General features: G+C 31.8%; 23 protein-coding genes, 3 tRNA genes and 1 pseudogene. 9 read left to right on the forward strand and 18 right to left on the reverse strand.

The genetic code is table 11. The features are described 5' to 3' along the window. Positions 1-89: 89 nt before the first annotated feature. The 8 genes and pseudogenes from lon to ACIQ66_RS02070 all read right to left on the reverse strand — a co-directional run bounded on the left by lon (position 90) and on the right by ACIQ66_RS02070 (position 10,460). Positions 90-2,543 carry an endopeptidase La gene (gene lon, locus ACIQ66_RS02035; protein WP_396211145.1) on the reverse strand — a complete coding sequence of 818 codons (2,454 nt, stop codon included), beginning with the start codon at positions 2,541-2,543 and terminating at the stop codon, positions 90-92. Positions 2,544-2,732: 189 nt separating this feature from the next. Continuing rightward, positions 2,733-3,809 carry a fibronectin type III domain-containing protein gene (locus ACIQ66_RS02040; RefSeq protein WP_396211146.1) on the reverse strand — a complete coding sequence of 359 codons (1,077 nt, stop codon included), beginning with the start codon at positions 3,807-3,809 and terminating at the stop codon, positions 2,733-2,735. Positions 3,810-3,876: 67 nt separating this feature from the next. After that, positions 3,877-5,190, reverse strand: coding sequence for an MFS transporter (locus ACIQ66_RS02045; protein ID WP_396211147.1), 1,314 nt, complete (start codon positions 5,188-5,190; stop codon positions 3,877-3,879). Between the two features lie 75 nt (positions 5,191-5,265). After that, entirely contained in the window at positions 5,266-6,084 is an 819-nt protein-coding gene (locus tag ACIQ66_RS02050) for a M48 family metallopeptidase (protein WP_396211148.1), read from the reverse strand. A 643-nt stretch (positions 6,085-6,727) separates the two neighbouring features. Beyond that, the gene (locus ACIQ66_RS02055; RefSeq protein ID WP_396211149.1) at positions 6,728-9,121 is read right to left on the reverse strand and encodes a glycoside hydrolase family 31 protein; all 2,394 of its coding nucleotides are present in this window, start codon (positions 9,119-9,121) and stop codon (positions 6,728-6,730) included. Positions 9,122-9,352: 231 nt separating this feature from the next. After that, positions 9,353-9,487 carry an alpha amylase C-terminal domain-containing protein gene (locus ACIQ66_RS02060; RefSeq protein WP_396211150.1) on the reverse strand — a complete coding sequence of 45 codons (135 nt, stop codon included), beginning with the start codon at positions 9,485-9,487 and terminating at the stop codon, positions 9,353-9,355. A gap of 40 nt (positions 9,488-9,527) precedes the next feature. After that, positions 9,528-9,752, reverse strand: a pseudogene (locus ACIQ66_RS02065) (1,4-alpha-glucan branching enzyme); the annotation flags it as partial. A 114-nt stretch (positions 9,753-9,866) separates the two neighbouring features. Further along, complete coding sequence (locus ACIQ66_RS02070; protein ID WP_396211151.1) at positions 9,867-10,460, reverse strand: HupE/UreJ family protein; 594 nt, start codon at positions 10,458-10,460, stop codon at positions 9,867-9,869. A 145-nt stretch (positions 10,461-10,605) separates the two neighbouring features. Here ACIQ66_RS02070 and ACIQ66_RS02075 point away from each other — a divergent pair, with 145 nt between their 5' ends. Then, positions 10,606-11,037 (forward strand): TerB family tellurite resistance protein, encoded by a 432-nt coding sequence (locus ACIQ66_RS02075; RefSeq protein ID WP_396211152.1) that lies wholly within the window; start codon positions 10,606-10,608, stop codon positions 11,035-11,037. Between the two features lie 60 nt (positions 11,038-11,097). On the opposite strand, the gene fbp is transcribed toward ACIQ66_RS02075, so the two are convergent. Continuing rightward, a complete protein-coding gene (gene fbp, locus ACIQ66_RS02080; protein ID WP_396211153.1) occupies positions 11,098-12,105 on the reverse strand; it encodes a class 1 fructose-bisphosphatase in 1,008 nt (335 codons plus the stop codon). A gap of 136 nt (positions 12,106-12,241) precedes the next feature. Here fbp and ACIQ66_RS02085 point away from each other — a divergent pair, with 136 nt between their 5' ends. The 5 genes from ACIQ66_RS02085 (at position 12,242) to ACIQ66_RS02105 (ending at position 15,468) form a co-directional block, all read left to right on the forward strand. Next, the gene (locus ACIQ66_RS02085; RefSeq protein WP_396211154.1) at positions 12,242-13,108 is read left to right on the forward strand and encodes a M48 family metalloprotease; all 867 of its coding nucleotides are present in this window, start codon (positions 12,242-12,244) and stop codon (positions 13,106-13,108) included. A gap of 4 nt (positions 13,109-13,112) precedes the next feature. Then, the gene (locus ACIQ66_RS02090) at positions 13,113-13,595 is read left to right on the forward strand and encodes a GNAT family N-acetyltransferase (protein ID WP_396211155.1); all 483 of its coding nucleotides are present in this window, start codon (positions 13,113-13,115) and stop codon (positions 13,593-13,595) included. A 64-nt stretch (positions 13,596-13,659) separates the two neighbouring features. After that, positions 13,660-14,913 carry an aspartate kinase gene (locus tag ACIQ66_RS02095; RefSeq protein WP_396211156.1) on the forward strand — a complete coding sequence of 418 codons (1,254 nt, stop codon included), beginning with the start codon at positions 13,660-13,662 and terminating at the stop codon, positions 14,911-14,913. A 49-nt stretch (positions 14,914-14,962) separates the two neighbouring features. Further along, on the forward strand, positions 14,963-15,169 hold the full coding sequence (locus ACIQ66_RS02100) for an addiction module protein (protein ID WP_396211157.1): 207 nt from the start codon (positions 14,963-14,965) through the stop codon (positions 15,167-15,169). Further along, positions 15,169-15,468, forward strand: a complete 300-nt coding sequence (locus ACIQ66_RS02105) for a type II toxin-antitoxin system RelE/ParE family toxin (protein ID WP_396211158.1) — start codon at positions 15,169-15,171, stop codon at positions 15,466-15,468. The genes ACIQ66_RS02100 and ACIQ66_RS02105 overlap by 1 nt, the downstream gene beginning before the upstream one ends. A gap of 209 nt (positions 15,469-15,677) precedes the next feature. Here the strand turns inward: ACIQ66_RS02105 and ACIQ66_RS02110 are convergent. The 3 genes from ACIQ66_RS02110 to ACIQ66_RS02120 all read right to left on the reverse strand — a co-directional run bounded on the left by ACIQ66_RS02110 (position 15,678) and on the right by ACIQ66_RS02120 (position 15,978). Further along, positions 15,678-15,760 (reverse strand) — tRNA-Leu (locus tag ACIQ66_RS02110). 44 nt (positions 15,761-15,804) lie between these two features. Next, positions 15,805-15,877: transfer RNA gene (locus tag ACIQ66_RS02115), tRNA-Lys, on the reverse strand. 28 nt (positions 15,878-15,905) lie between these two features. Beyond that, positions 15,906-15,978: transfer RNA gene (locus ACIQ66_RS02120), tRNA-Lys, on the reverse strand. Between the two features lie 127 nt (positions 15,979-16,105). On the opposite strand from ACIQ66_RS02120, the gene ACIQ66_RS02125 reads away from it, so the two are divergent. Next, positions 16,106-16,624, forward strand: a complete 519-nt coding sequence (locus tag ACIQ66_RS02125; protein WP_396211159.1) for a shikimate kinase — start codon at positions 16,106-16,108, stop codon at positions 16,622-16,624. Here the strand turns inward: ACIQ66_RS02125 and ACIQ66_RS02130 are convergent. Both ACIQ66_RS02130 and ACIQ66_RS02135 read right to left on the reverse strand, forming a co-directional pair. Then, the gene (locus ACIQ66_RS02130; protein WP_396211160.1) at positions 16,613-17,113 is read right to left on the reverse strand and encodes a phosphoribosyltransferase domain-containing protein; all 501 of its coding nucleotides are present in this window, start codon (positions 17,111-17,113) and stop codon (positions 16,613-16,615) included. The genes ACIQ66_RS02125 and ACIQ66_RS02130 overlap by 12 nt on opposite strands. A 2-nt stretch (positions 17,114-17,115) precedes the next feature. Continuing rightward, a complete protein-coding gene (locus tag ACIQ66_RS02135) occupies positions 17,116-17,511 on the reverse strand; it encodes an RNA-binding S4 domain-containing protein (RefSeq protein WP_396211161.1) in 396 nt (131 codons plus the stop codon). 79 nt (positions 17,512-17,590) lie between these two features. Between ACIQ66_RS02135 and ACIQ66_RS02140 the strand changes: the two genes are divergently transcribed. Further along, the gene (locus ACIQ66_RS02140) at positions 17,591-18,670 is read left to right on the forward strand and encodes an FKBP-type peptidyl-prolyl cis-trans isomerase (RefSeq protein ID WP_396211162.1); all 1,080 of its coding nucleotides are present in this window, start codon (positions 17,591-17,593) and stop codon (positions 18,668-18,670) included. Positions 18,671-18,702: 32 nt separating this feature from the next. Here the strand turns inward: ACIQ66_RS02140 and ACIQ66_RS02145 are convergent, their stop codons facing one another. From ACIQ66_RS02145 to ACIQ66_RS02160, 4 genes are all read right to left on the reverse strand, one after another. Beyond that, complete coding sequence (locus ACIQ66_RS02145; protein ID WP_396211163.1) at positions 18,703-19,470, reverse strand: sulfite exporter TauE/SafE family protein; 768 nt, start codon at positions 19,468-19,470, stop codon at positions 18,703-18,705. A gap of 91 nt (positions 19,471-19,561) precedes the next feature. Then, positions 19,562-20,872, reverse strand: a complete 1,311-nt coding sequence (murA, locus tag ACIQ66_RS02150; protein ID WP_396211164.1) for a UDP-N-acetylglucosamine 1-carboxyvinyltransferase — start codon at positions 20,870-20,872, stop codon at positions 19,562-19,564. A 39-nt stretch (positions 20,873-20,911) separates the two neighbouring features. Continuing rightward, positions 20,912-21,625: a DUF4290 domain-containing protein gene (locus ACIQ66_RS02155; protein ID WP_396211165.1), complete on the reverse strand. Its 714-nt coding sequence runs from the start codon at positions 21,623-21,625 to the stop codon at positions 20,912-20,914. After that, positions 21,625-21,909, reverse strand: a complete 285-nt coding sequence (locus ACIQ66_RS02160) for a DUF493 family protein (protein ID WP_396211166.1) — start codon at positions 21,907-21,909, stop codon at positions 21,625-21,627. Before ACIQ66_RS02160 ends, ACIQ66_RS02155 begins: the two co-directional genes overlap by 1 nt. A 245-nt stretch (positions 21,910-22,154) precedes the next feature. On the opposite strand from ACIQ66_RS02160, the gene ACIQ66_RS02165 reads away from it, so the two are divergent. Then, positions 22,155-22,688: an AAA family ATPase gene (locus ACIQ66_RS02165; protein WP_396211167.1), complete on the forward strand. Its 534-nt coding sequence runs from the start codon at positions 22,155-22,157 to the stop codon at positions 22,686-22,688. The last annotated feature ends 43 nt before the right edge of the window (positions 22,689-22,731 follow it).

The following is a 22,731-nucleotide window of genomic DNA, read 5'->3' on the forward strand; positions in this document are numbered from 1 at the left end:
CACCAAGAACACTAAGAAAGCACAAAGGTCACAAAGAATATTCTCTGTGACCTTCTAGATTTCTACATTATCAAAATGACAAATCAGACTTAATTTATAACCTTAGCATTTTTAACTTTATCCTTAGTAATGGCAATAGCTAAAACTTCACTCATTTCTTTTACATAGTGAAATGTCAATCCATCGATATATTCAGGTTTAATTTCGTCGATATCGGCTTTGTTTTCTTTGCAAAGAATGATTTCTTTTATGTTAGCGCGTTTGGCAGCTAAGATTTTTTCTTTTATTCCACCAACAGGAAGCACTTTTCCTCTTAAAGTGATTTCGCCTGTCATTGCTATACTTTTCTTAACTCTTTTTTGCGTAAATAAAGAAACTAAAGACGTTAACATTGCTATTCCAGCACTTGGCCCATCTTTTGGTGTTGCACCTTCTGGAACGTGAATATGAATGTTGTATTTAGCTATAACTTCGGCATCTAAACCAAGTAATTCAGCATTTGCTTTGATATATTCTAAAGCAATGGTAGCCGATTCTTTCATTACAGTTCCTAAATTTCCTGTAATGGTCATAGTTCCTTTTCCTTTAGATATTAAAGATTCAATGAAAAGAATATCGCCACCAACACTTGTCCAAGCTAATCCTGTTACAACACCAGCCACTTCATTATTTTCTGATTTATCTCTTTCTAATCTTGGAACACCTAGGGCTTGTATTATATCTTCATCGGTCACTTTTACATTATAAGCTTCTTCCATCGCAACCGATTTAGCAGCATTTCTAATTACTTGAGCAATTTTAGCTTCCAAGCCACGAACTCCAGATTCTCTTGTATAACCAACAATGATTTTTTCTAATTGCTTTTTGCCAATAGTCAAGTCTTTTGGTTTTAATCCGTGTTCTTTTAGTTGTTTTGGAAATAAATGTTGACGTGCAATTTCAATTTTTTCTTCAACTGTATAACCCGACATTTTGATTACTTCCATTCTGTCTTTCAAAGCAGGTTGAATAGTTGCCATATTATTGGAAGTTGCAATAAACATTACTTTTGACAAGTCATATCCCATTTCGAGGAAATTATCATAAAAAGCATTGTTTTGTTCAGGATCAAGAACTTCTAACAATGCCGAAGATGGATCGCCTTGATTATTGCTAGTCAGTTTATCAATTTCATCTAAAACAAATACTGGATTGGATGTTCCTGCTTTTTTTAAACTTTGGATAATTCTTCCTGGCATTGCTCCAATGTACGTTTTTCTGTGTCCGCGAATTTCTGCTTCATCTCTTAATCCGCCTAACGAAATACGAACATATTCTCTTCCCAAAGCTTCTGCCACTGATTTACCGATAGAAGTTTTTCCAACTCCTGGAGGTCCAGTTAGGCAGATAATTGGTGATTTCATATCATTTCGCAATTTTAAAACTGCCAAATGTTCTATCATTCGTTTTTTCACATCATCTAAACCAAAATGGTCTTTGTCGAGAATTTTTTGAGCGCGTTTTAAATCGAAATTATCTTTGGTATATTCACCCCAAGGTAATTCTAAAAATAATTCGAGGTAATTGCGTTGAATTCCAAAATCGGGTGCATTAGGATTCATTCGTTGCATTTTGGAAAGTTCTTTTTCAAAATGCTTTTCGGTTTTGTCATCCCATTTTTTTGATTTTGCTTTTTGATGCATTTCTTCAATTTCTTGCTCTTGAGAAACGCCACCCAATTCTTCTTGGATTGTTTTCATTTGTTGATGCAAGAAATATTCGCGTTGTTGCTGGTCTAAATCAAAACGAACTTTGGACTGAATATCATTTTTTAATTCCAACTTTTGCATTTCAATATTCATAAAACGCAACGTTTCTAAAGCTCTTTCTTTTAGAGCATTTATCGTTAACAAATTTTGTTTTTCTTGAACAGATAAATTCATATTAGAAGAAACAAAATTGATTAAAAACGACTGACTTTCAATATTTTTAATAGCAAAAGTAGCTTCAGTAGGAATATTTGGACTTTCCTTGATTATTTGAATTGCCAACTCTTTTATTGATTCTAAAATCGCTTTAAATTCAGTGTCATGTTTGCTTGGTCTTTTTTCTTCAACTTCTTTGATAGTAGCTCTTAAATAAGGGATTTCAGAAGTTACTTCGTCAATTTCAAAACGTTTTTTCCCTTGAAGAATAACAGTAATATTTCCATCGGGCATTTTTAATACACGAAGAATACTTGCTACAGTTCCTACTTTATTAATATCATTTTGAGTTGGATCTTCATCTTCTTCATTTAATTGAGCTACAACACCGATTATTTTATCACCAGCATTTGCATCATTAATTAATTTTATAGATTTATCTCTTCCTGCAGTAATTGGAATTACAACACCTGGAAATAAAACGGTGTTTCTTAATGGTAAAATAGGTAATGAATCAGGAAGTTGTTCATTGATCATTTCTTCCTCATCTTCGGGCGTTAAAAGTGGAATTAATTCGGCTTCTGAATCTATTTCCTGCAATGACAAATTGTCAAGTGTGAATATTTTATGTTGTGACATATATAAATGAGTAAGTCAATATGACATTAAAAATGATTGATTGTAAAACAAATGTAGCATTTAGGAACATCAAAACTAATTAAAATCGATGTAACGCTTATATATTCGTTTGCTGTGTTAAAAGGGCAAACTTTGTGCCATAAAAAATCCGTCATGAAGACGGATTTAGAAAAATTAATTTTCATTTTTTTAGTATGGCAGATAAAATTCTCCTTCAGTAATAATTCTTGTCTGGGTCATACCATCATTTTTTCCAATAAAATTAAAAGTCCCTTTTATAGTATTTGGGGATTGATTTAATTCAGTAATGACAATATTTCCAGGACTTGTTGTTAAATCGTCATAATCTGAATTAAAACCATTATTTCCTTGAATATATGAACAAGTAACCTCTGCGAAACTTAATGGATAATTTCCAACTCCATCTGGTGTTGTAATATTTAATGCAAAGGAATTTATACCATCTGTTGATAAAATCATTAATGCAAAATCCGAATAAGAAGCACCTGTAACGTCTGTAGGATATGAAAAAACCTTTAATACTCCATCAATTTTCATTTTCAAATAGAACTCACTGCCACCCGTTGAAACTGCTGCCAAATTTTTAAGAGGTGACCAGCTACTAGTTTCAGTTGCAGAACATTTTGCTCTTACATAAAAATCATAACTATCGTTTGTTAAGTTAGATACAGTAAATGGTTTTGATGTAGCTGTTAGCGTTGTGCCTTGTCCAATAGATAAACCTGCAGGAACATATAAAACCTGCCAAGAAGTTTCTGTACCGCCAGCAGTCCAATTGACAGTTGCTGTTGAGTTTCCTGAATTTCTAACGACTGTTAAGCCACTTGGCGTTGAACAATTAGGATTTGGCGGTGTAACAGTAAAAGGTTCAGACCACTCTCCAAATTCTGTTGCACTACATACAGAACGAATCAAAAAATCATAACTAGTAGCAGCTTGCAAACCATTTATTACTCGGCTTGTTGATGTAGAACTAATAATTGTTCCTGCTCCTAATGCAAAACCCGCAGGTCCATATTGTATTTGCCAAGAAGTTTCATTGTTAGCTTGAGACCAAGAAATAGTTATGCTTGTTGCGCTTGAAAAAGCTCCATTAACACTTTCTGGACTCTGACAATCTCCCTCTTGATTGCCTAAGTTATTAATTAATGCAGGGTCGATAGGTTCAACTGCTTGATCACAGGAATTAAAAACTATTAAAGAAAAAAGTAAAACTATTACTCTAATTAACTGTATGTTTTTCATAAATTTTTTTTTATTTGCCAAATATAAATATATTACTTTTTAATTGTAAATTTTTGCTCTAGTATTTTTATTTAATAGAATTAATTTTTACTTTTTTCATAAAACTTAAAACTATGTATCCTAATAAAAAGAAAATTGCCAGGATAAAAATTGAGTTTTTTAGTGAATCTGAAATAGCACCTACAAATCCAAAAATAAAAGTTCCTAATACAATTGCAATTTTTTCAGTTACGTCATAAAAGCTGAAATAAGTTGCGTGGTCATCCGTTACGGGTAATAATTTAGAATATGTGGAACGAGAAAGTGATTGAGTTGCACCAAGAACCATTCCAATGCCAGCTCCAAGCAAATAAACTTGTAAATCAATAAATTCACTTTTTGCATCTGTAAAATATATTGCCAAACACACAATTCCCCATATTGCAATAGTTATTTTTAAAGTCTTAATATTTCCTAATCTATCAGAAATTCTCGAAAATAAAAAGGCTCCTAAAATAGCAACAATTTGAATTAAAAGTATGATTATAATTAATTTACTTGTTTCGATACCTAACTCTTTCTTTACATAAATTCCCAACAACAATATTATTGTTTGAACTCCAACACTATACATAAAAAAAGCGGTTAGAAATTGTTTCAAACTTGTTAATGATTTTAATGCTTTTAGAACTTCTCTTAGTTCTTTAAATCCTTTAAAAATAAAATCTTTTTCTGGTTTTTTATGAAATATATTATTTGGTAAATGATAAAATGTAACTTGAGCAAAACCCATCCACCAAAGTCCAACCATAAGAAATGAAATTCTTGCTGGCAAACCTGCATCGGTAATTCCAAATAATTCTGGTTTCATGACCATTATCAAATTGAAGGCTAACAATAAAACCGATCCCGTATATCCATACATGAACCCTTTAGCACTTACCCTATCTTGTTGCTCAGAATGTGCTATTTCGGGCAAATACGAATTATAAAAAACAAAGCTTCCCCAAAAACCAATACTTGCTAAAATAGTGAAAACAATTCCTATCCATAAATTTTCAACACCTGTAAAAAAAAACAAACTCATTACAGAAAGTGAACCTAAGTAACAGAAAAACTGCATAAATCGTTTTTTATTTCCTGTATAATCTGCTATTGCAGAAAGAATTGGAGAAATAAAGGCTACAATCAAAAACGAAAATGAAAGTGAATAAGACAGTAAAGTTGAGTTATGAAATTCAGTTCCTAAAAAGTGAACAATCCCACCATTTTCACCAGTAATTGATTCATAATAAATAGGGAAAACGGCTGTTGCAATAACTAAACTATAAACAGAATTTGCCCAGTCATAAAAAGCCCAAGCGTTAATTAATTTTGGATTTCCTTTTTCGAGATTTGCCATTTTTTTTTGCTTTATAAAATAAAAAAATCCCGAGTTCTCGGGATTCAAATATACTCTTTTTTTGTTATTTCAATATTATTTAAAAGTAGCACCAAACTTAGCCGCTTCAGCCATCGCTTGAGGAATTAGTGAAGATAAATGATCAATTCGTGTTTGATTACTTGGGTGTGTACTCAAAATTTCTGGTGGAGCCTGTCCGTTTGATTGCGCTGACATTCGTTCCCAAACTGCTACAGCATTTTTAGGATGATAACCCGCAATTGCCATAAGAGTTAGTCCAATCATATCTGCTTCACTTTCGTGTTTTCTACTAAAAGGTAACATTCCGCCTACTTGCGAACCTACCCCATATGCTTGCATTACAATTAGTTGAGTTTTTGGGTCTTGATTTCCTACTGCTACTGCAGCACCAACTTGTCCAAGTTGCTGAAGCATTCCTGCACTCATTCTTTGTTGTCCGTGGTTTGCTAATGCATGTGCAACTTCATGTCCCATAACCGCCGCAATTCCTGCATCGTCTTTACAAATTGGGAGAATACCTGTATAAAAAACTATTTTTCCACCGGGCATACACCATGCATTTACTTCTTTACTATCTACTAAATTATATTCCCAATTATATCCATTTAAATAATCTGAATGACCATTTGCAGCTAACCAGCGTTCTGCAGCAACTTTTATTTTTGTACCTACGGTTTCAATTTTTTTAGCTTCTACAGTATTTTTTACAACCTTATTTTCTGACAAAAATTGATTGTACTGTTGAAATGCCATTGGAAATATTTGACCATTTGAAACCAAAGCCATTGTACTTTTTCCTGTAAAAGGATTTTTTGCACAAGCAAAAACTAATGCTACAATAACTAATGCAATTAATAAATTTCTTTTATTCATACTATATAATTATTGCTAATTTTCTTTAAAACCCTCTCTATTTAAAATCAAATATAGGAAAAAGTAGGCTTTTAATTCTTTTTCCTTATATATATCTTTAATCCTATTATATTTAATTATTTTGAAGTATATATACAAAAATTGAATTTTCGGCGGGTTCAACAATCTATTATTTTTTATCAAATTTTATTTATATAGAATCAAATTTTATGCCATTTCGTTTTTAGAATTTACAGGAAATAAAATTTCAACAACTAAATCAGGAGAACTTATACAAGCTCTATCTTCAAGTTAAGATTCCATACAAATTATATATAAACTAGTCTGAACAATAGTTTGAACTTTTTGTCATTATTACTATTTTTAAAATCAATTAATCTAACATAAAAAGGAGCAATATATAAACCACTACTTTTAGTTTCAAAAAACTAACTAAATGTATAGTCAATTTTAAAGAAACTAATTGATATTTTTTCTCTGAGTCAGACTCTATTTAAGAATTTTTCCTTTTATTAGTTCAACTCTTTTAGAAAATTGCCATTATAAATAATCCGCATAAAAATAGGTACCATTTAAATCTAATTATTCAATATCAATAAGCATTTTGATCTTAGTAAAATTAAAAAAAATAAATGCAAAAAAATTATCCAATTAAATGTATTTCAGTAAAATCTTTATCAACTATTAATGAAAATCCATCGAATGAAACTTGATCTAAATTTATCTTCTCATTATCAATTTCTATACTAATAACTTTAAATGGAACTGCTTTTAGATTTATTTTAATGGTTTGATAAATTGTTTCAAAAGCTCCTTCTTTATGTTGGTGAATAAACAATTCTTTGTCTTTACCAATTAATGTGAATGTTTTATAACTAAATTTTCCTTTGTTATAATCATAGCCGTCTTGAGCATCTTCATAAACAAACGATTTTTCTTTTCCTAACTTGAAATAAGCATCTAATGTAAGATCAGGATGTTCAATTTGTCCAACATATTGCTGAATTGGATATTTTGGAATAATTGTACCTTCTTTAATAAATAGAGGAATTTGGTCAAAATCGGTGGCAACCCATAGTTCTTTTTTGCCTACAACTAGTTCATTTGTCCAGTAATTATACCAATTACCTTGTGGTAAATACATTCTTCTACCAAGAGCATTTGGTTCTAGGATGGGGCAAACCAATAGTTGATTTCCAAAAATAAATTCGTCTGTTCTATAATGCGTTTGAGTATCATTTTGGTCAAAATATACTAATGGTTTCAGCATTGGAATACCATCGTTTACATATTGCCAAAACATGGTATATAAATAGGGTAATAATTGATAGCGAAGTTCAACGAATTTTCTAGTAATATCAATTACTTCTTCTCCAAAACTCCAAGGTTCTTGATCACCGTGATGTCCAGATGAATGTGTTCTACAAAATGGATGAAAAACACCTAATTGGATCCAACGTGCATATAATTCTGCAGTTGGTTGTTCGGCAAATCCACCAATATCTGAACCCGTAAAACCCATTCCAGAAATTGACATACGTTGCATTTGAACGTTTGCAATCCATAAATGTTCCCAAGTAGCAATATTATCGCCAGTCCAAGAAGAAGTATAACGTTGTGCTCCTGAATAAGCTGAACGAGTAATTACAAAAGGTCTTTTTGGATATGCAAATCGTTTTACACCTTCATAAGTAGCACGTGCCATTTGAGTTCCGTATACGTTATGCGCTTTTCTGTGACTGCAATTATTTCCATCGTAATTATGACGAACGTCTAGGGGGAATGTTTTTGTTGAAACTTCCATTACTGCTGGTTCGTTCATATCATTCCAAACACCTTTCACGCCTATTTCTGACACCAATTCTTTAAATAATCCTCCCCACCATTCTCTAACTTCTGGATTTGTATAATCTGGAAAATTACATTCGCCTGGCCAAACCTTTCCTTTCATATATGGTCCATCAGCTCTTTTGCAGAAATAATCATTTTCAATTCCTTCTTTATAAACTGAATAGTCTTTATCAATTTTAATTCCAGGATCAATGATTACAATGGTTTTAAATCCATCTTTAGCTAAATCAGCAACCATTTGTTTTGGATCTGGAAAATAGTCTTTGTTCCAGGTAAAACAACGGAAACCATCCATATAATCAATATCTAAATAAATGGCATCACAAGGAATTTGAAGTTCTCTAAATCTTCCTGTAATTTCTTTGACTTTCGCTTCTGGATAATATCCCCATTTGCATTGTTGGTAACCTAAGGTCCAAAGTGGTGGTAATTCAGGTTTTCCTGTTAAATGAGTATAAGTAGTAACTACATCACTCATTTTTGGCCCGTAGATGAAATAGTAATTCATTTCTCCACCATCTGCCCAAAAACTAGTTACACCTTTTTTTTCGTGACTAAAATCGAAAAATGAACGGAATGTATTATCAAAGAAAATTCCATAAGCTTTACCATGATGCAATCCGATGTAAAAAGGAACAACTTTATATAAAGGTTCTTGGTCTTTTACAAATGCGTATTGATCGGTTGCCCAATTTTCAAGCCTTTTGCCCTTCAAATTTAGATGTGTTGCTTTATCTCCTAATCCGTAAAATGATTCTCCATCATGAGATGTCTTACTCATTTTTACAATATTTCCTCCATATTCATAACATTCTTCATAATGAAAACCAATTTCATCTTCGAGAATTGCAGTTCCATCTAACTCATAAATTCCAACTCTACAATCGTGTTTTTGGACAATTACATATACTTTGGAAGTTTTAATTCTATAATGATTTGTTTCCTCAGTTACTTCTAAAACATTATATTCGTGCGATTGGGTTTTATCAATAGCATAAGAAAAGTCATTGCTGAAATATCCTTTTGCAGTAAAACGGAAACGAATCATACTGTCTCGAAGAACTGTAACCCTTAGAATTACATTATTATCAGTATGAAAATCTATTGAATCTACTTCGTGTTGGTAATGTATAATTTGTGTTGGAAATAAATCGCCTTTATATTCAAGTTGGGTGTTAATTATCATAGGTTAATTTTTGACAAAGAGACAAATTTACAAAGTTGAAACCTATAAATTATCAACTACCAAAAGTTTTTTTAACTATAACGTTTGCGTATAATAACAACTTGAAAATAGACCTTTCAGTATTAAAAAAACCTGAGAGGTCTTGTATGAATTAAGTGATTTTAAATAACAAAATTCCTAACGTAGCAAGAAAAATTTCAGGTAAAAAAAAATATTTTTCATTCCACGTAGTTACTTATATTTTATTGTTTTAAAATTGTTAACTCTGTTTCCATTATTTTCCAATTTATCAGAATTAAAAATTTCTGTTAGCCTTTGTTTTGTTGGAAGACCAATTCTGTAGTTTTCATGGACAACTGGTGCCATATTACAAACCACAATTAGATTGTCTTTTTCTTTATTTCCTTAGTGATAACATAAAATTCTCGTAAAATATATAAGTCATCAAAAATATGATATGATTTTGATGGTATTTTCTATAAACACCTTCTTTAGTAAAATATTGCAAAGTATCGTGTATCTAAAACTTCATCCATTTCACTCCGAAACTTAAACCGCCAAGAAATATTGGTCTCGAAACCATTAGAAAACTAGTGCTTTCTTTTGTAATAGTTTGAACATCTGAAAAAGTTGCATAAGCATCTTTACCAAAATCTTTTTAGAAACTGACTTAGTGGTAAAAGATATAGCGAAGAGCAGGAAAAATGGTTTATAAAATAACTACTGATTAGCACTTAAAGCAAATTTAGTAGCTCCAAATTTTACTTTCGATAATCATGGGTGTTACAACTCCTACGACAAAGGCAGAAGAAATAAGAACGAAGTCGCGTTTGGAGAAACGGAAAAATGTTTGTAATAGCCATGAAAAAATGAGAACTGTCAGTACAACAACAATTTGTGCGGCTTCGATTCCGAGAGCAAATTCTAGCAACGGAATAATCTTATCGGTAGGTTTGCCTGATAAAATAGAATTGAAATAATTAGAGAATCCAAGTCCGTGAATAATTCCGAAGAATAGAGTGATGAAACCAATGGTATTCAAATTGCTATGTTTGGAAGTTTTTCCTGCAGTAAAAAGATTATAAATAGCCGTTACTAAAATAGTTATTGGGATTAAAAATTCAACAAAATCGGCTTTAATAAAAATGACATTAAATACAGAAAGTAATAAAGCTAGGGTGTGCCCAAACGTGAAAATGGAAACTAATATTAGGACTTTCTTCCAATCATTGAAGGTATAAGGAACCACCATTGCGATTAGAAAAAGAATGTGATCGTAGGCATTTATATCTAAAACGTGCCTTAAACCCACTTGAAAATAAATCCAAAACTCTGACATAGTAAAATAAATAATCGATTAAGCAGTGTAAATTTACGATTTAATTTGATTTTTACAATAATACATTAACTTTTTAAAAACTTACTAATTGATTTTTAAATAATCTGAAATAGGCTTATATTTGCATAATAAAACTAATATACTTATGTCATTTTCAGATTTATTTGATAGCGAATTTAAAACAAGAAATAAAGGTCATTTTTCAGCAATTGTCCGCGTTGCTATGGCCGACGGAGATTTGAGCAAAGAGGAAAAAGAATTTTTAGATAAATTAGCGGTTCGTTTAGAAATTTCGAGTGCAGAATACGAGGAAATTCTGGAAAACCCTTCTAAATACCCAATCAATCCGCCTTATTCATACGCACATCGTTTAGAGCGTTTGTATGATTTATCAAGAATGGTTTATGTTGACCATGTTCTTGGAGAAAAGCAAAAAAAGATTTTAACACGTTTGGCTTTAGCTTTAGGTTTTACACCTGGAAATGTTTCTTTTATAGTAGATAAAGCGTTGTCATTATTAGTAATTGGTGTTGACTTAGATACTTTTACTTATGAAATGACACATATGAATAAATAAGTACGAGGTACAAAATACTAAGTACGAAGTATAAAAAATCCTGATTGCTCAGGATTTTTTTTATTTATGTTCTTCCATAAACTCTTCGGCTTTGGCAACCATATTATAGCTTCCACAGAAAAAGGGTACACGTTGGTGCAATTCTGTTGGTTGAATTTCCATAATTCTTTTGTATCCATTAGATGCTTTTCCTCCGGCTTGTTCAGCTATAAAAGCCATCGGATTACACTCGTACAACAAACGCAATTTTCCATTAGGAGCTTTAGAACTTGTTGGGTAAATGTAGATGCCACCTTTTATCATATTACGGTGCATATCGGAAACCAAGCTTCCAATATATCGTGAAGTGTATGGTCGATCGCCTTCTTCTAACTGACAATATTTGATGTAGCTTTTAACTCCTTGTGGAAAATGAACATAATTTCCTTCATTAATAGAATAAATTGTTCCATCTTTAGAATATTTCATATTAGGGTGTGAAAGATAGAACGTACCAATAGCTGGATTTAGAGTAAAACCATTTACACCATGACCAGTAGTATAAACTAGCATAGTCGAAGTTCCGTAAATAACATATCCAGCAGCGACTTGTTGGGTTCCTGGCTGCAGAAAATCTTCTGAAGTTACAGGTGTTCCGACTGGGGTTACTCTTCTAAAAACTGAAAAAATGGTTCCAACTGAAACATTTACATCAATATTAGAAGAACCATCAAGTGGATCCATCAAAACCACATATTTATTACTATGACTATTATCAGAACCTGAAACGGTAATAAAATCATCATTTTCTTCAGAAGCAATACCGCAAACAATTTCGCGATTAATTAATGTTTGAATAAAAACATTATTAGCATATACATCTAATTTTTGTTGGTCTTCACCTTGAATGTTCTGTTCGCCTGCAGCCCCAACAATATCAACTAATCCAGCTTTGTTAACCTTATAGTTCACAACTTTGGCAGCTAATCTGATTGAGTTAATAATTCTGGATAATTCTCCCGAAGAATATTGAAATGCGTTTTGATTTTCAATAATAAATTCACCTAAAGTTTTGTTGCGTTCTTCCATTTACGAAATCGATGTAGTTGTTTGTGCAAATATCGTTTTTTTAATTAAAAATCAATCTAAAAACCGTAAAATTTCTAGTAAAAAAATTACGAAACTTGTTTTATCTTTGTTGCACAATTATTTAATATCATTAAGAATGAAATCTAGACAATTATTTTTAGTAATATGTATCGTACTATTTAGCTTTACTAAAACAACTGCTCAAATAAATTTAGGAGATAGAGCTTTAGGAGCTTTGCAAAACGGGGTAGCAAGTTTTACATTTAGTAATGAAACTGCGGCTTTACTTGCAAATGAAGCAGTAAGAAAAATGGATTCAAGTAATGTTGTTGCAGGTTCAAAAGACGGCTATGCTTTACGATTGAATAGAATTTTTGGCAAACATGCTACTGAAAATGGATTGGCTTTAAACTACAAAGTTTATTTGACAAAAGATATAAACGCTTTTGCCTGCGCTGATGGAAGTGTACGAGTTTTTTCAGGTTTAATGGATATTATGGATGACAATCAATTATTAGCCGTTATTGGTCATGAAATTGGTCACGTTGCAAATGAAGATACAAAAGATGCTATGAAAGTAGCCTATCGTAAAGCAGCTTTGACTGATGTAATTGCATCACAATCGGATAAAGTGGCTAAACTTACCGATAGCCAATTAGGACAAATAGGAAGCGCCATGCTAGATAGCAAACATAGTAGAAAGCAAGAATCGGAAGCAGATACTTACTCTTATGATTTTATGAAAAAACACGGTTATAATGTAAATGCAGTAGCTTCGGCTTTTGAATTATTAGCAAGTCAAAGTGGTGGAGCTTCTGCCAATTTTTTGACACGAATGATGAGTTCACATCCAGATCCATCTGAAAGAGCTACAATTGCAAAAGCAAGAGCTGAAGCTGATGGATTATACAAACCCTACAAACAGGGAACAATAAATAACAAAGCTACAACTACCAGAGTAACGACTAAAAAGCCAACAAAAAAACCAGCTAAAAAGAAATAAATTTATGATTATTAGAAAAGCTGTAAAAGAAGATATGCCTCAAGTTCTCGAATTAATTCAGGAATTAGCAACCTTCGAAAAAGAACCCGATGCAGTTGTCGTAACCGTTGAAGATTTAGTTCGTGATGGCTTTTCTAAAAATCCGCTATTTCATTGCTTTGTTGCCGAAGTTGATAATCAAATAATTGGCATCGCATTTTACTATTATAGATATTCCACTTGGAAAGGAAAAACCATTCATCTGGAAGATTTGATTGTAAAAGAAAGTAAACGTGGTTCTGGTGCAGGTTTTGCTTTGTATAGCGAAATTATTCAACAAGGAAAAAGAGACAATGTTCGCAGAATTGAATGGAATGTTCTCGATTGGAACACACCAGCCATTGATTTTTATGAAAAAACGGGTGCAAAAGTGCTAGATGATTGGCGTGTAGCACAAATAGATGAAACGGCTATTTCAAATTTTATTAAAAATTTGAAAAGAAAATAAAAAAAATCAAATACCAAAAACCAAATTTGGAATTTGGAATTTAAAAATTGGAATTTTACAAGTTATGAGAATATTCAAATTTGGTGGCGCTTCTGTAAAAGATGCCGATGGTGTGAAAAATGTAGCTTCAGTTCTAGAAAAAGTAGGACATGAAGATGTTTTAATTGTAATTTCAGCAATGGGAAAAACGACCAATGCACTTGAAGTTGTAATAAAAAATTATTTTGAAAAATCAAATGAACTCAATGCCTCTTTACAAGAAGTTAGAAAGTACCATAATCAAATTTTATTAGAGCTTTTTGACGATGAAGATCATGATGTTTATTTTGCTGTAAATAGTCATTTTGCAGATTTAGAATATTTCTTAAGAAGCAATAAATCGCCTAATTATAACTTTGTTTACGATCAAGTTATTAGTTATGGAGAAATCGTTTCTACCACAATCGTAAGTCATTATTTCAACGAAAAAGGATTGAAAAACAATTGGATAGATGTTCGCAACTTAATCAAAACAGATGCAACTTATCGTGATGCAAATGTAGATTGGGAACAAACGCAGAAATTAATTTCTAAAGGAATTAAAAAGAAAACTTTGAATATTACACAAGGATTTATTGGTTCTGATGAAAATAATTTTACCACAACTTTAGGAAGAGAAGGTTCCGATTATACTGCTGCAATTTTCGCCTATTGCTTAAGTGCCGAAAATGTAACCATTTGGAAAGACGTTCCTGGTGTTTTGAATGCCGATCCAAGGTATTTTGAGAATGCTGTTTTGTTGAATCAAATTTCGTATCGTGAAGCAATTGAGTTGGCATTTTATGGAGCTTCGGTAATTCACCCTAAAACATTACAACCTTTACAGAAAAAAGAGATTCCTTTATACGTAAAATCATTTATAAATCCGCTTTTACCAGGAACAAGCGTGTCAAAAGGTGAAGATTTAAATCCGAAAACTTCTTGCTTTATTGTGAAGAAAAATCAATTATTGATTTCGTTATCATCAATCGATTTTTCATTCATTATGGAAGAAAATATCAGTGAAATTTTTTCTTTGTTGCATAAATTCAAAATCAAAGTAAGCTTGATTCAGAATACAGCTATTAGTTTTTCAATTTGTATTGAAGATAAATTTGGAAATTTTAATGATTTAAAAAACATTTTATCTAAGAAATTCAAAGTTTCTTATAACGAAAATGTATCGCTTTATACCATCAGACATTACACCAAAGAAGCTGCTGAAATTGTAGAAAAGGATAAAACTATTTTGGTAAAACAGATTTCGAGAGAAACTATGCAAGTGGTTACTAAGGAGTAGTTTTTTGATGAATCTAAAAAAATTAATATCTTTATAAAAATTTAACAAAATGAAAATTAAAGATTTAAACAAATTTTCTAATGCTGAAAAGATAGCTCTTGCAGAACAATTATGGGATAGTGTTTCTAAAAAAGACATAACTTTATCTGAAGAAATTGAAAAAGAGTTAGATGAAAGAATACTGTTAGTTGAAGAAGGAAAAACTGAATATTATACTTGGCAAGAAGTTAAAAATAAGATAGATAAAATTAGATAATGTACTCTATTCAATTTACTAAAGAAGCACTTTTAGATGTTGAAGACATTGTCATTTGGTATGAAGAACAAAGAAAAGGGCTGTCTTTTGATTTTGAACTTTGTTTAGAAGTGGGTGTAAATGAAATTTTGAGAACACCAAAAGCATATCAAAAACGTTATGGAAAAATAAAAATCAGGTTTATTAATCGCTTTCCATATGGTATTCATTACATTATTAAAGAAGATTTAATAATCATAATTGCAGTATTTCATACTTCAAGATCTCCAAAGAATTGGTCAAAAAGAAAAAAGCTTTAATCAGAAAAATATGGATTGACTTCGTCTTTCCCAACAAAGCTCCGCTTTGATAATAGAAAACAGCTTTAAAAAACATTTCAAGCGAGCTTGATAAATAGTGGGATTGACTTCGTCTTTCCCAACAAAGCTCCGCTTTGATAATAGAAAACAGCTTTAAAAAACATTTCAAGCGAGCTTGATGTTTTTTAAAGCTGTTTTCTATTCATCCGTGACCACGGTGGGATTTGAACCCACACGCCCTTACGAGCACCACCCCCTCAAGATGGCAAGTCTACCGTTTCTCCACGTGGCCTTAACTAAAAAAAGCCATTCACCTAAGATGAACGACTTTTGTTGTGACCTGGCTGGGGCTCGAACCCAGGACCCCATCATTAAAAGTGATGTGCTCTACCAACTGAGCTACCAAGTCATTGATTGAAAAAATGAAAAAAAATTTGTGACCTGGCTGGGGCTCGAACCCAGGACCCCATCATTAAAAGTGATGTGCTCTACCAACTGAGCTACCAAGTCATTATCATTTCTTCAATGCGGGTGCAAATATAAGGCGATATTATTTATATTTCAAATCAAATTTGTTATAAATTTGTCTTTTTTTAGTAATTATCTTTAACAACCTAATATATAAGGTTTTATTCTCATGAAAAAAATAATTTTGATAGGTTATATGGGTTGTGGAAAGTCAACAATTGGAAAATTATTGGCGAAATCATCTAATATTGAGTTTGAAGATTTAGATTTTTTTATCGAAAAAAAGTTAGAAACTTCTATCGAAACGATTTTTAAAACAAAAGGAGAAATCTATTTTAGGAAAATTGAAAACCAATTTTTAGTTGAACTTTTAAATTCAAATAAAAAAATGGTTTTAAGTCTTGGTGGCGGAACACCTTGTTTTACAAATAACAACCAACTACTTTTCACTGATAAATACACAACTATTTACCTGAAAGCATCTGTAAACGAACTTTATAATAGACTTGAGAAAAACAAAGACAAACGTCCGTTACTAGCCAACTTTAATTCGGAAGAAATGAGAGAATATATTGGAATACACCTTTTTGAGAGAAGTGTGTATTACAACCAAGCTACTTACACCATAAATGTTGATGGAAAATCACCTGATGAAATAGTCCGTGAAATTAAAGATTTACTCTTGTAAAAAAGCATAATCACCTTTTTTGTCAAAAACAACCTGAACATGTTCTAACGAAGATGTACTAAGTGAAATTCCCTTAAAATCGGCTTTTACAGGATACTTTTTATGATTTCTATCTACTAATACTGCTGTCTTAAATTTCCTCAATGGAACATCTAGAAAATGCTTTACACCATATACCAATGTTGTACCAGAATTTAATACATCATCAACTAAAACCAATCCTTTATTAGTATATTCTTCTTTAGAAATTGAAGTTGAAATAGGCTGACTCGGATTTTGTTTATCAATAATAACCTCACAAAGAGTAACTTTTATATCAGAAATTGATTCTAAAGCTTGAGCAATTTTATTGGCAAAAATAAAACCGTTTGAAGCAATTCCGGCAATAATAATGGTTTCTTCACCAACAAAGGTTTCATAAATTTGGTAAGCAATACGTTTGATCTTATGTTCAATTTCTTGATGATTTAAAATTCTATTTCCACTCATAATTATACTGTATTATCCCAATCCTCGGTTATTGTTTCGTTTCCAAACTCGTCTAAATCTCTTCTATCTTTTTTGGTTGGCCTACCATCACCAGTTTTTCTGTAATGTTCTTTTGATAGTTTTAATAATTCTAGATGTTGATAGGCTTCGGCTGGTGTTTCGTCTTTTCTGTAAATATCAACTAACTTTGCTCCAACTCTATTTTCAGGAACGTCTAAAACAGTGATAATATGCGTAATTTGGTCTTTTCTAAAAGTAATCGTATCCGTTGCAAAAACTTCTTTAGACGGCTTTGCCACTTGACCATTTACGGTAACATGATTTTTTTTACAAGCTTCGGTAACCATATTTCGGGTTTTATAATACCTAACACACCATAAATATTTATCAACTCTCATAAATTTTCTTAAAATCAACGTTAAATTTGTTTACCAAAATAAATCTATATTGTATCTTGCGCCATCAAAAAACATTATAATGAACAAATTTAAGTTTTATTTTATTCTTTTTTCAACTCTTTTAGTATTATTTTCTTCATGCAATAAAGATGATGACGAACTTGCCGTAACTCCTTTAAGAGATTTTGGTGCTCAATTCAAAACTGACTCAATTGCTATAGACAAATATCTTCAAACTCACTATCTTAATTTAGAAAGCGTAACCGATATTGCTTCTGTTGTTAATAGTGCTGATTTAATAAAAAAAATGCCTACAACAGGAACACTTCCACCATCAATCTTTACTTTATTTAATAGTCCTACCTTACCAAGATTGTTGATCAAAAAAATTAAAAAACATGATATTATATACTCTGTTTACTATCTACAATTTAGTGAAGGTGATAGTGCAGAAAAACCGTGTCCATTAGATGAAGTATTGGTCACTTATAGAGGAACATCTCTAAAAAGTGGAACTGAAACCCAATCTACTGGTCAAGTTGAAGTTATAAATGCTACAGAATTTGAAAATAATCCAACAAATTCAAAATTTACTTTAAGCTCAACAATTGCTGGCTGGCAAGAAATATTTCCATTATTTGGAAAAGGAACTTTTGATGAAACTGCAACAGGAAACGGGCCAAATGTTTACTCAAATTTTGGATCAGGAATCATGTTCTTACCATCCGGATTAGCTTATTATAATGGAAGTCGTACAAATATACCTAGTTATTCTCCACTAGTTTTTAGCTTTCAATTATTGAACTTAAAACGAATTGATAATGATGGTGATGGAATATTTACAATTGATGAAATTGTTAAAAATACTGACTATAGTTTTACTTATTCAGATTCAGATGGGGATGGAATTGTGGATTTTTTAGATTTTGATGACGATAATGATGGGTTTCCAACTAGAAATGAAATAAAAAAACCAACTCCATTTCAAGGAACAAGCTTGTACTACCCATTTAATCCAATAGTTGACAATCCATTAACTACAGATATTGATGAATCTGAACCTAAAGGTATTCCAGATAAATCAGGAGATTTCTCAACTCCAACAAGAGTTAGAAGACATTTAGACAAAACTGCTAAACCACCTTACACAACATATTAAATTAAAAATCCTGATGTAAAATCGGGATTTTTTTATTTAAAAAACACATCGTAACCAAATCGAATTAGTGTACCGATTACAATTATCAAAAAGAAAATTCTAATAAATCCATTTCCTTTTTTGATAGCAACTTTGGCGCCAATCCAACCACCAAGAGCATTACAAATCGCCATTGGAATTGCTATTGCCCAGATGATTTTTCCTTTAATAACAAAAAGACAAATCGAACCAAAGTTGGTCGCTAAATTCACCATTTTAGCATTGGCAGAAGCGTGAAGAAAATCAAATCCAAGAATTGCTACAAATCCCAAAACCAGAAAACTTCCTGTTCCTGGACCAATAAATCCGTCATAAAAGCCGATACAAACACTCATTAAAACTGCATACAAAAGTTGTTTATTAGATGATAAATCTTTGGCTTGATGTTGTCCAAAATTCTTTTTGGTAAAAGTGTAAATGGCAATTAAAGTAAGTACAACTAGCAATAAAGGTTTCATAAAATCATTACTAACCATTGTCAGCAAATTGGAACCCAAAAAAGCGGCGCAAAAAGCAACAACAGCCATTATCAAAAGTAGTTTCCAATTCATATCTACTTTTTTCAAATATTGATTGGCAGCAAAACTAGTACCACTAAAAGCCGGAATTTTTAAAGAACCAATAATGGATGAAACCGCATAATTAGGCAACAAAATCAAAGCAACTGGAGTTTGTATCAATCCGCCACCTCCAACTATTGCATCAACAAAACCTGCAAAAAAAGAAGCAATACAAAGAATAATAATTACATATGTTTCCATAAATAGCATTTATATTCAAAAAAAAATTCCAAATTCCAAGTAGTACATCAATTGGAATTTGGAATTTATATTTTTGTAATTTTAAGTTTTTTTAAGCTCTAACAATGTTAGCACCAATAGCTCTCAAGCGTTCGTCAATATTTTCGTAACCTCTATCAATTTGCTCAATATTCTGAATTGTACTTGTTCCTTTAGCAGAAAGTGCGGCTATCAATAACGAAATTCCCGCTCTAATATCTGGTGAACTCATTACGGTTGCTTTTAACTGCGATTTAAAATCATGTCCCATAACCACCGCTCTGTGAGGATCACATAACATAATTTTAGCGCCCATATCAATTAATTTATCTACGAAGAATAAACGGCTTTCAAACATTTTTTGGTGAATCAAAACATCTCCACGTGCTTGTGTTGCTACTACCAAAACAATACTTAATAAATCTGGAGTAAATCCTGGCCAAGGTGCATCTGCAACAGTCAAGATAGAACCGTCAATATCCGTTTTTATTTCATAACCATCTTTGTGAGCTGGAATGTAAATATCATCACCACGACGTTCTAATGTAATTCCTAATTTTCTAAAAGTATTTGGAATCACACCTAAATTATCCCAGCTTACATTTTTAATTGTAATTTCACTTCTTGTCATAGCAGCAAGACCAATCCAACTTCCAATTTCAATCATATCTGGAAGAATTCTGTGCTCACAACCACCAAGCGATTCTACACCTTCAATTACCAATAAATTAGAACCAACACCAGTGATTTTAGCACCCATTGAGTTCAACATCTTGCATAATTGTTGCAAGTAAGGTTCGCAAGCGGCATTGTAAATAGAAGTTGTACCTTCAGCTAAAACAGCAGCCATAACAATATTAGCTGTTCCTGTAACAGAAGCTTCGTCAAGTAGCATATATGCGCCTTTCAAACGTCCGTCCATTTCTACACCATAAAAATGGTCTTCTCTTTCGTATCTAAATTTTGCACCAAGGTTTATAAATCCTTCAAAGTGTGTGTCCAAACGACGTCTTCCAATTTTATCACCACCTGGTTTAGGAATATATCCTTTTCCAAATCTTGCCAATAATGGCCCAACAATCATTATAGAACCTCTTAGAGAACCACCTTCTTTTTTGAAAGCTTCAGTTTCAAGATAACCAACATTTACTTCGTCTGCCTGAAAAGTGATAGATCCTTTTCCGTTTTTTTGAATTTTTACACCCAAATTTCCCAAAAGGGTTATCAGTTTATTAACATCAATAATATCAGGAATGTTATTGATAGTTACTTTTTCTGGAGTTAAAAGCACTGCACATAAAATTTGTAAAGCTTCATTTTTTGCTCCTTGTGGTGTAATTTCTCCTTTTAATGATTTTCCACCTTCTATTTTAAAAACGCTCATAGATTATTGGTTATGATTTAATGTTTTTATAAAAAACACTTATTGAATTTTATTTTGATTATTATTTTTCTTAACAAATGGTTTTTTCTTATTGCTTTGAATTTTTGGTTGTCCAGCAGGCATAATTTTGTTAGAAACTCGCTTGTTGGTTCGCATCAAGTCTGTGGTGTTCAATAACTCTTCATCACTTTGAATCAAGTTTATTGTTCCAGCTGATAATTCGTAAAGATGTTCAAATATTACGGCATCAGTAACAGTGTCTTTATTCCAACTCAAATACGATTTTTTCATATGATTGGCAATCACTTTTATCAAAGCTCCTTTCATTTCCCCTTCTTCCCATTTATTAGCAACATCTATCATATATTTGATATTGTTTCCATAAAATCGGTATTTAGGAAAATTCTGTGGATATTGAAGAACTTCAGGTTTCAACTGTAAAACTTCTCTCGACGGAATAGGATAAGGCGAATCTACATCAATCTTAAAATTAGACATAATAAACAACTGATCCCATAATTTATGCTGAAAATCGGGCACATCTCTCAAATGCGGATTTAATCCACCCATTACATAAATAATATATTTGGCCGTTTTGTTACGCAATTCTCTGTCTTCAATTGCAGTAGCTTGGTCAATCAATTTTTGCAAATGACGACCATATTCTGGAATGATTAAATGCGGACGCTCGGCATTGTATTCTAAATACTGAACCGTATCGTTGGCGTTTTCTTTTATATATTTTGGTACCATTATAATGAGATTATCCCTTCAATGTTTGAAACTTCAATGTATTTTTCTACAACATCAGCAGGGCTTTGCATTGTTACATTTATAGAAAGACTGGTGTATTTTCCAGTTTTAGACTGATGCGTATTGATAACCGCACCTATATTATCAAAAGCATTTTCAACTTCTTCCACTTTTTTCGGGTCTGTTGGCACAATAAATTTGTACAAATATTCACTTGGCCATTCAGATGTAGAGCTTAGCTCTTCTTTTAACCTAACATAAAATTCTTCTGTCTTCTTATCCATTCTTAAATTTGAAAATAAAAGCAAATATACAATTTTAGATTTAGGATTTACGATTTTATGATTTAGGAATTTTAGGAGCGAATGGTTCGGGTATTTTAGGGTACCATGTTCCCGCTTTCCGCACTACATGGTAGATGCTACAATCGGGGCTAGTTAATTTTTGTATTGAATAAAAATAAAATTTCAAAAACGTATTCTTTTATCTAAAACATTTCAATAAATTTGCGCCTAATTTCAAAAAAAAATTGAGAAAAGAACTTGTAGTTATAACAGGCGGGCCAGGAACTGGAAAAACCACCATAATCGATGGACTTATCGAACAAGGTTACTCGTGTTTTCCTGAGATTTCACGCCAAATAACACTCGAAGCCAAAAAACAAGGAATCGAACAACTTTTTCTCGAAAAACCATTACTCTTTAGCGAATTGCTTCTTGAAGGCAGAAAAAAACAATTTGAAAGCGCCAATCAAGACGCAGCCGATTTTGTTTTCCTAGACCGCGGAATTCCAGATATTTTAGCTTACATGCATTATATTGGCGATAGTTATCCTTCGTTTTTTGACCAAGCCTGCAAAGACCATACTTATACCAAAGTCTTTGTTTTGCCTCCATGGCAAGAAATATATATAAGTGACGAAGCGCGTTACGAAAACTACGAACAAGCCAAACTTATCTTTGAACATCTAAAAGAAACCTATCAAACTTTCGGTTACAATCTAATAGAGGTTCCAAAAGGAACAGTAGAAGAACGCATTCTTTTTATCCTAAATTCATTATAATTTATTGTTTTTATTACTTTTACGAAATATTCCTAATTCATAA

Source organism: Flavobacterium sp. (genome assembly GCF_044377315.1).
Lineage (GTDB): Bacteria > Bacteroidota > Bacteroidia > Flavobacteriales > Flavobacteriaceae > Flavobacterium.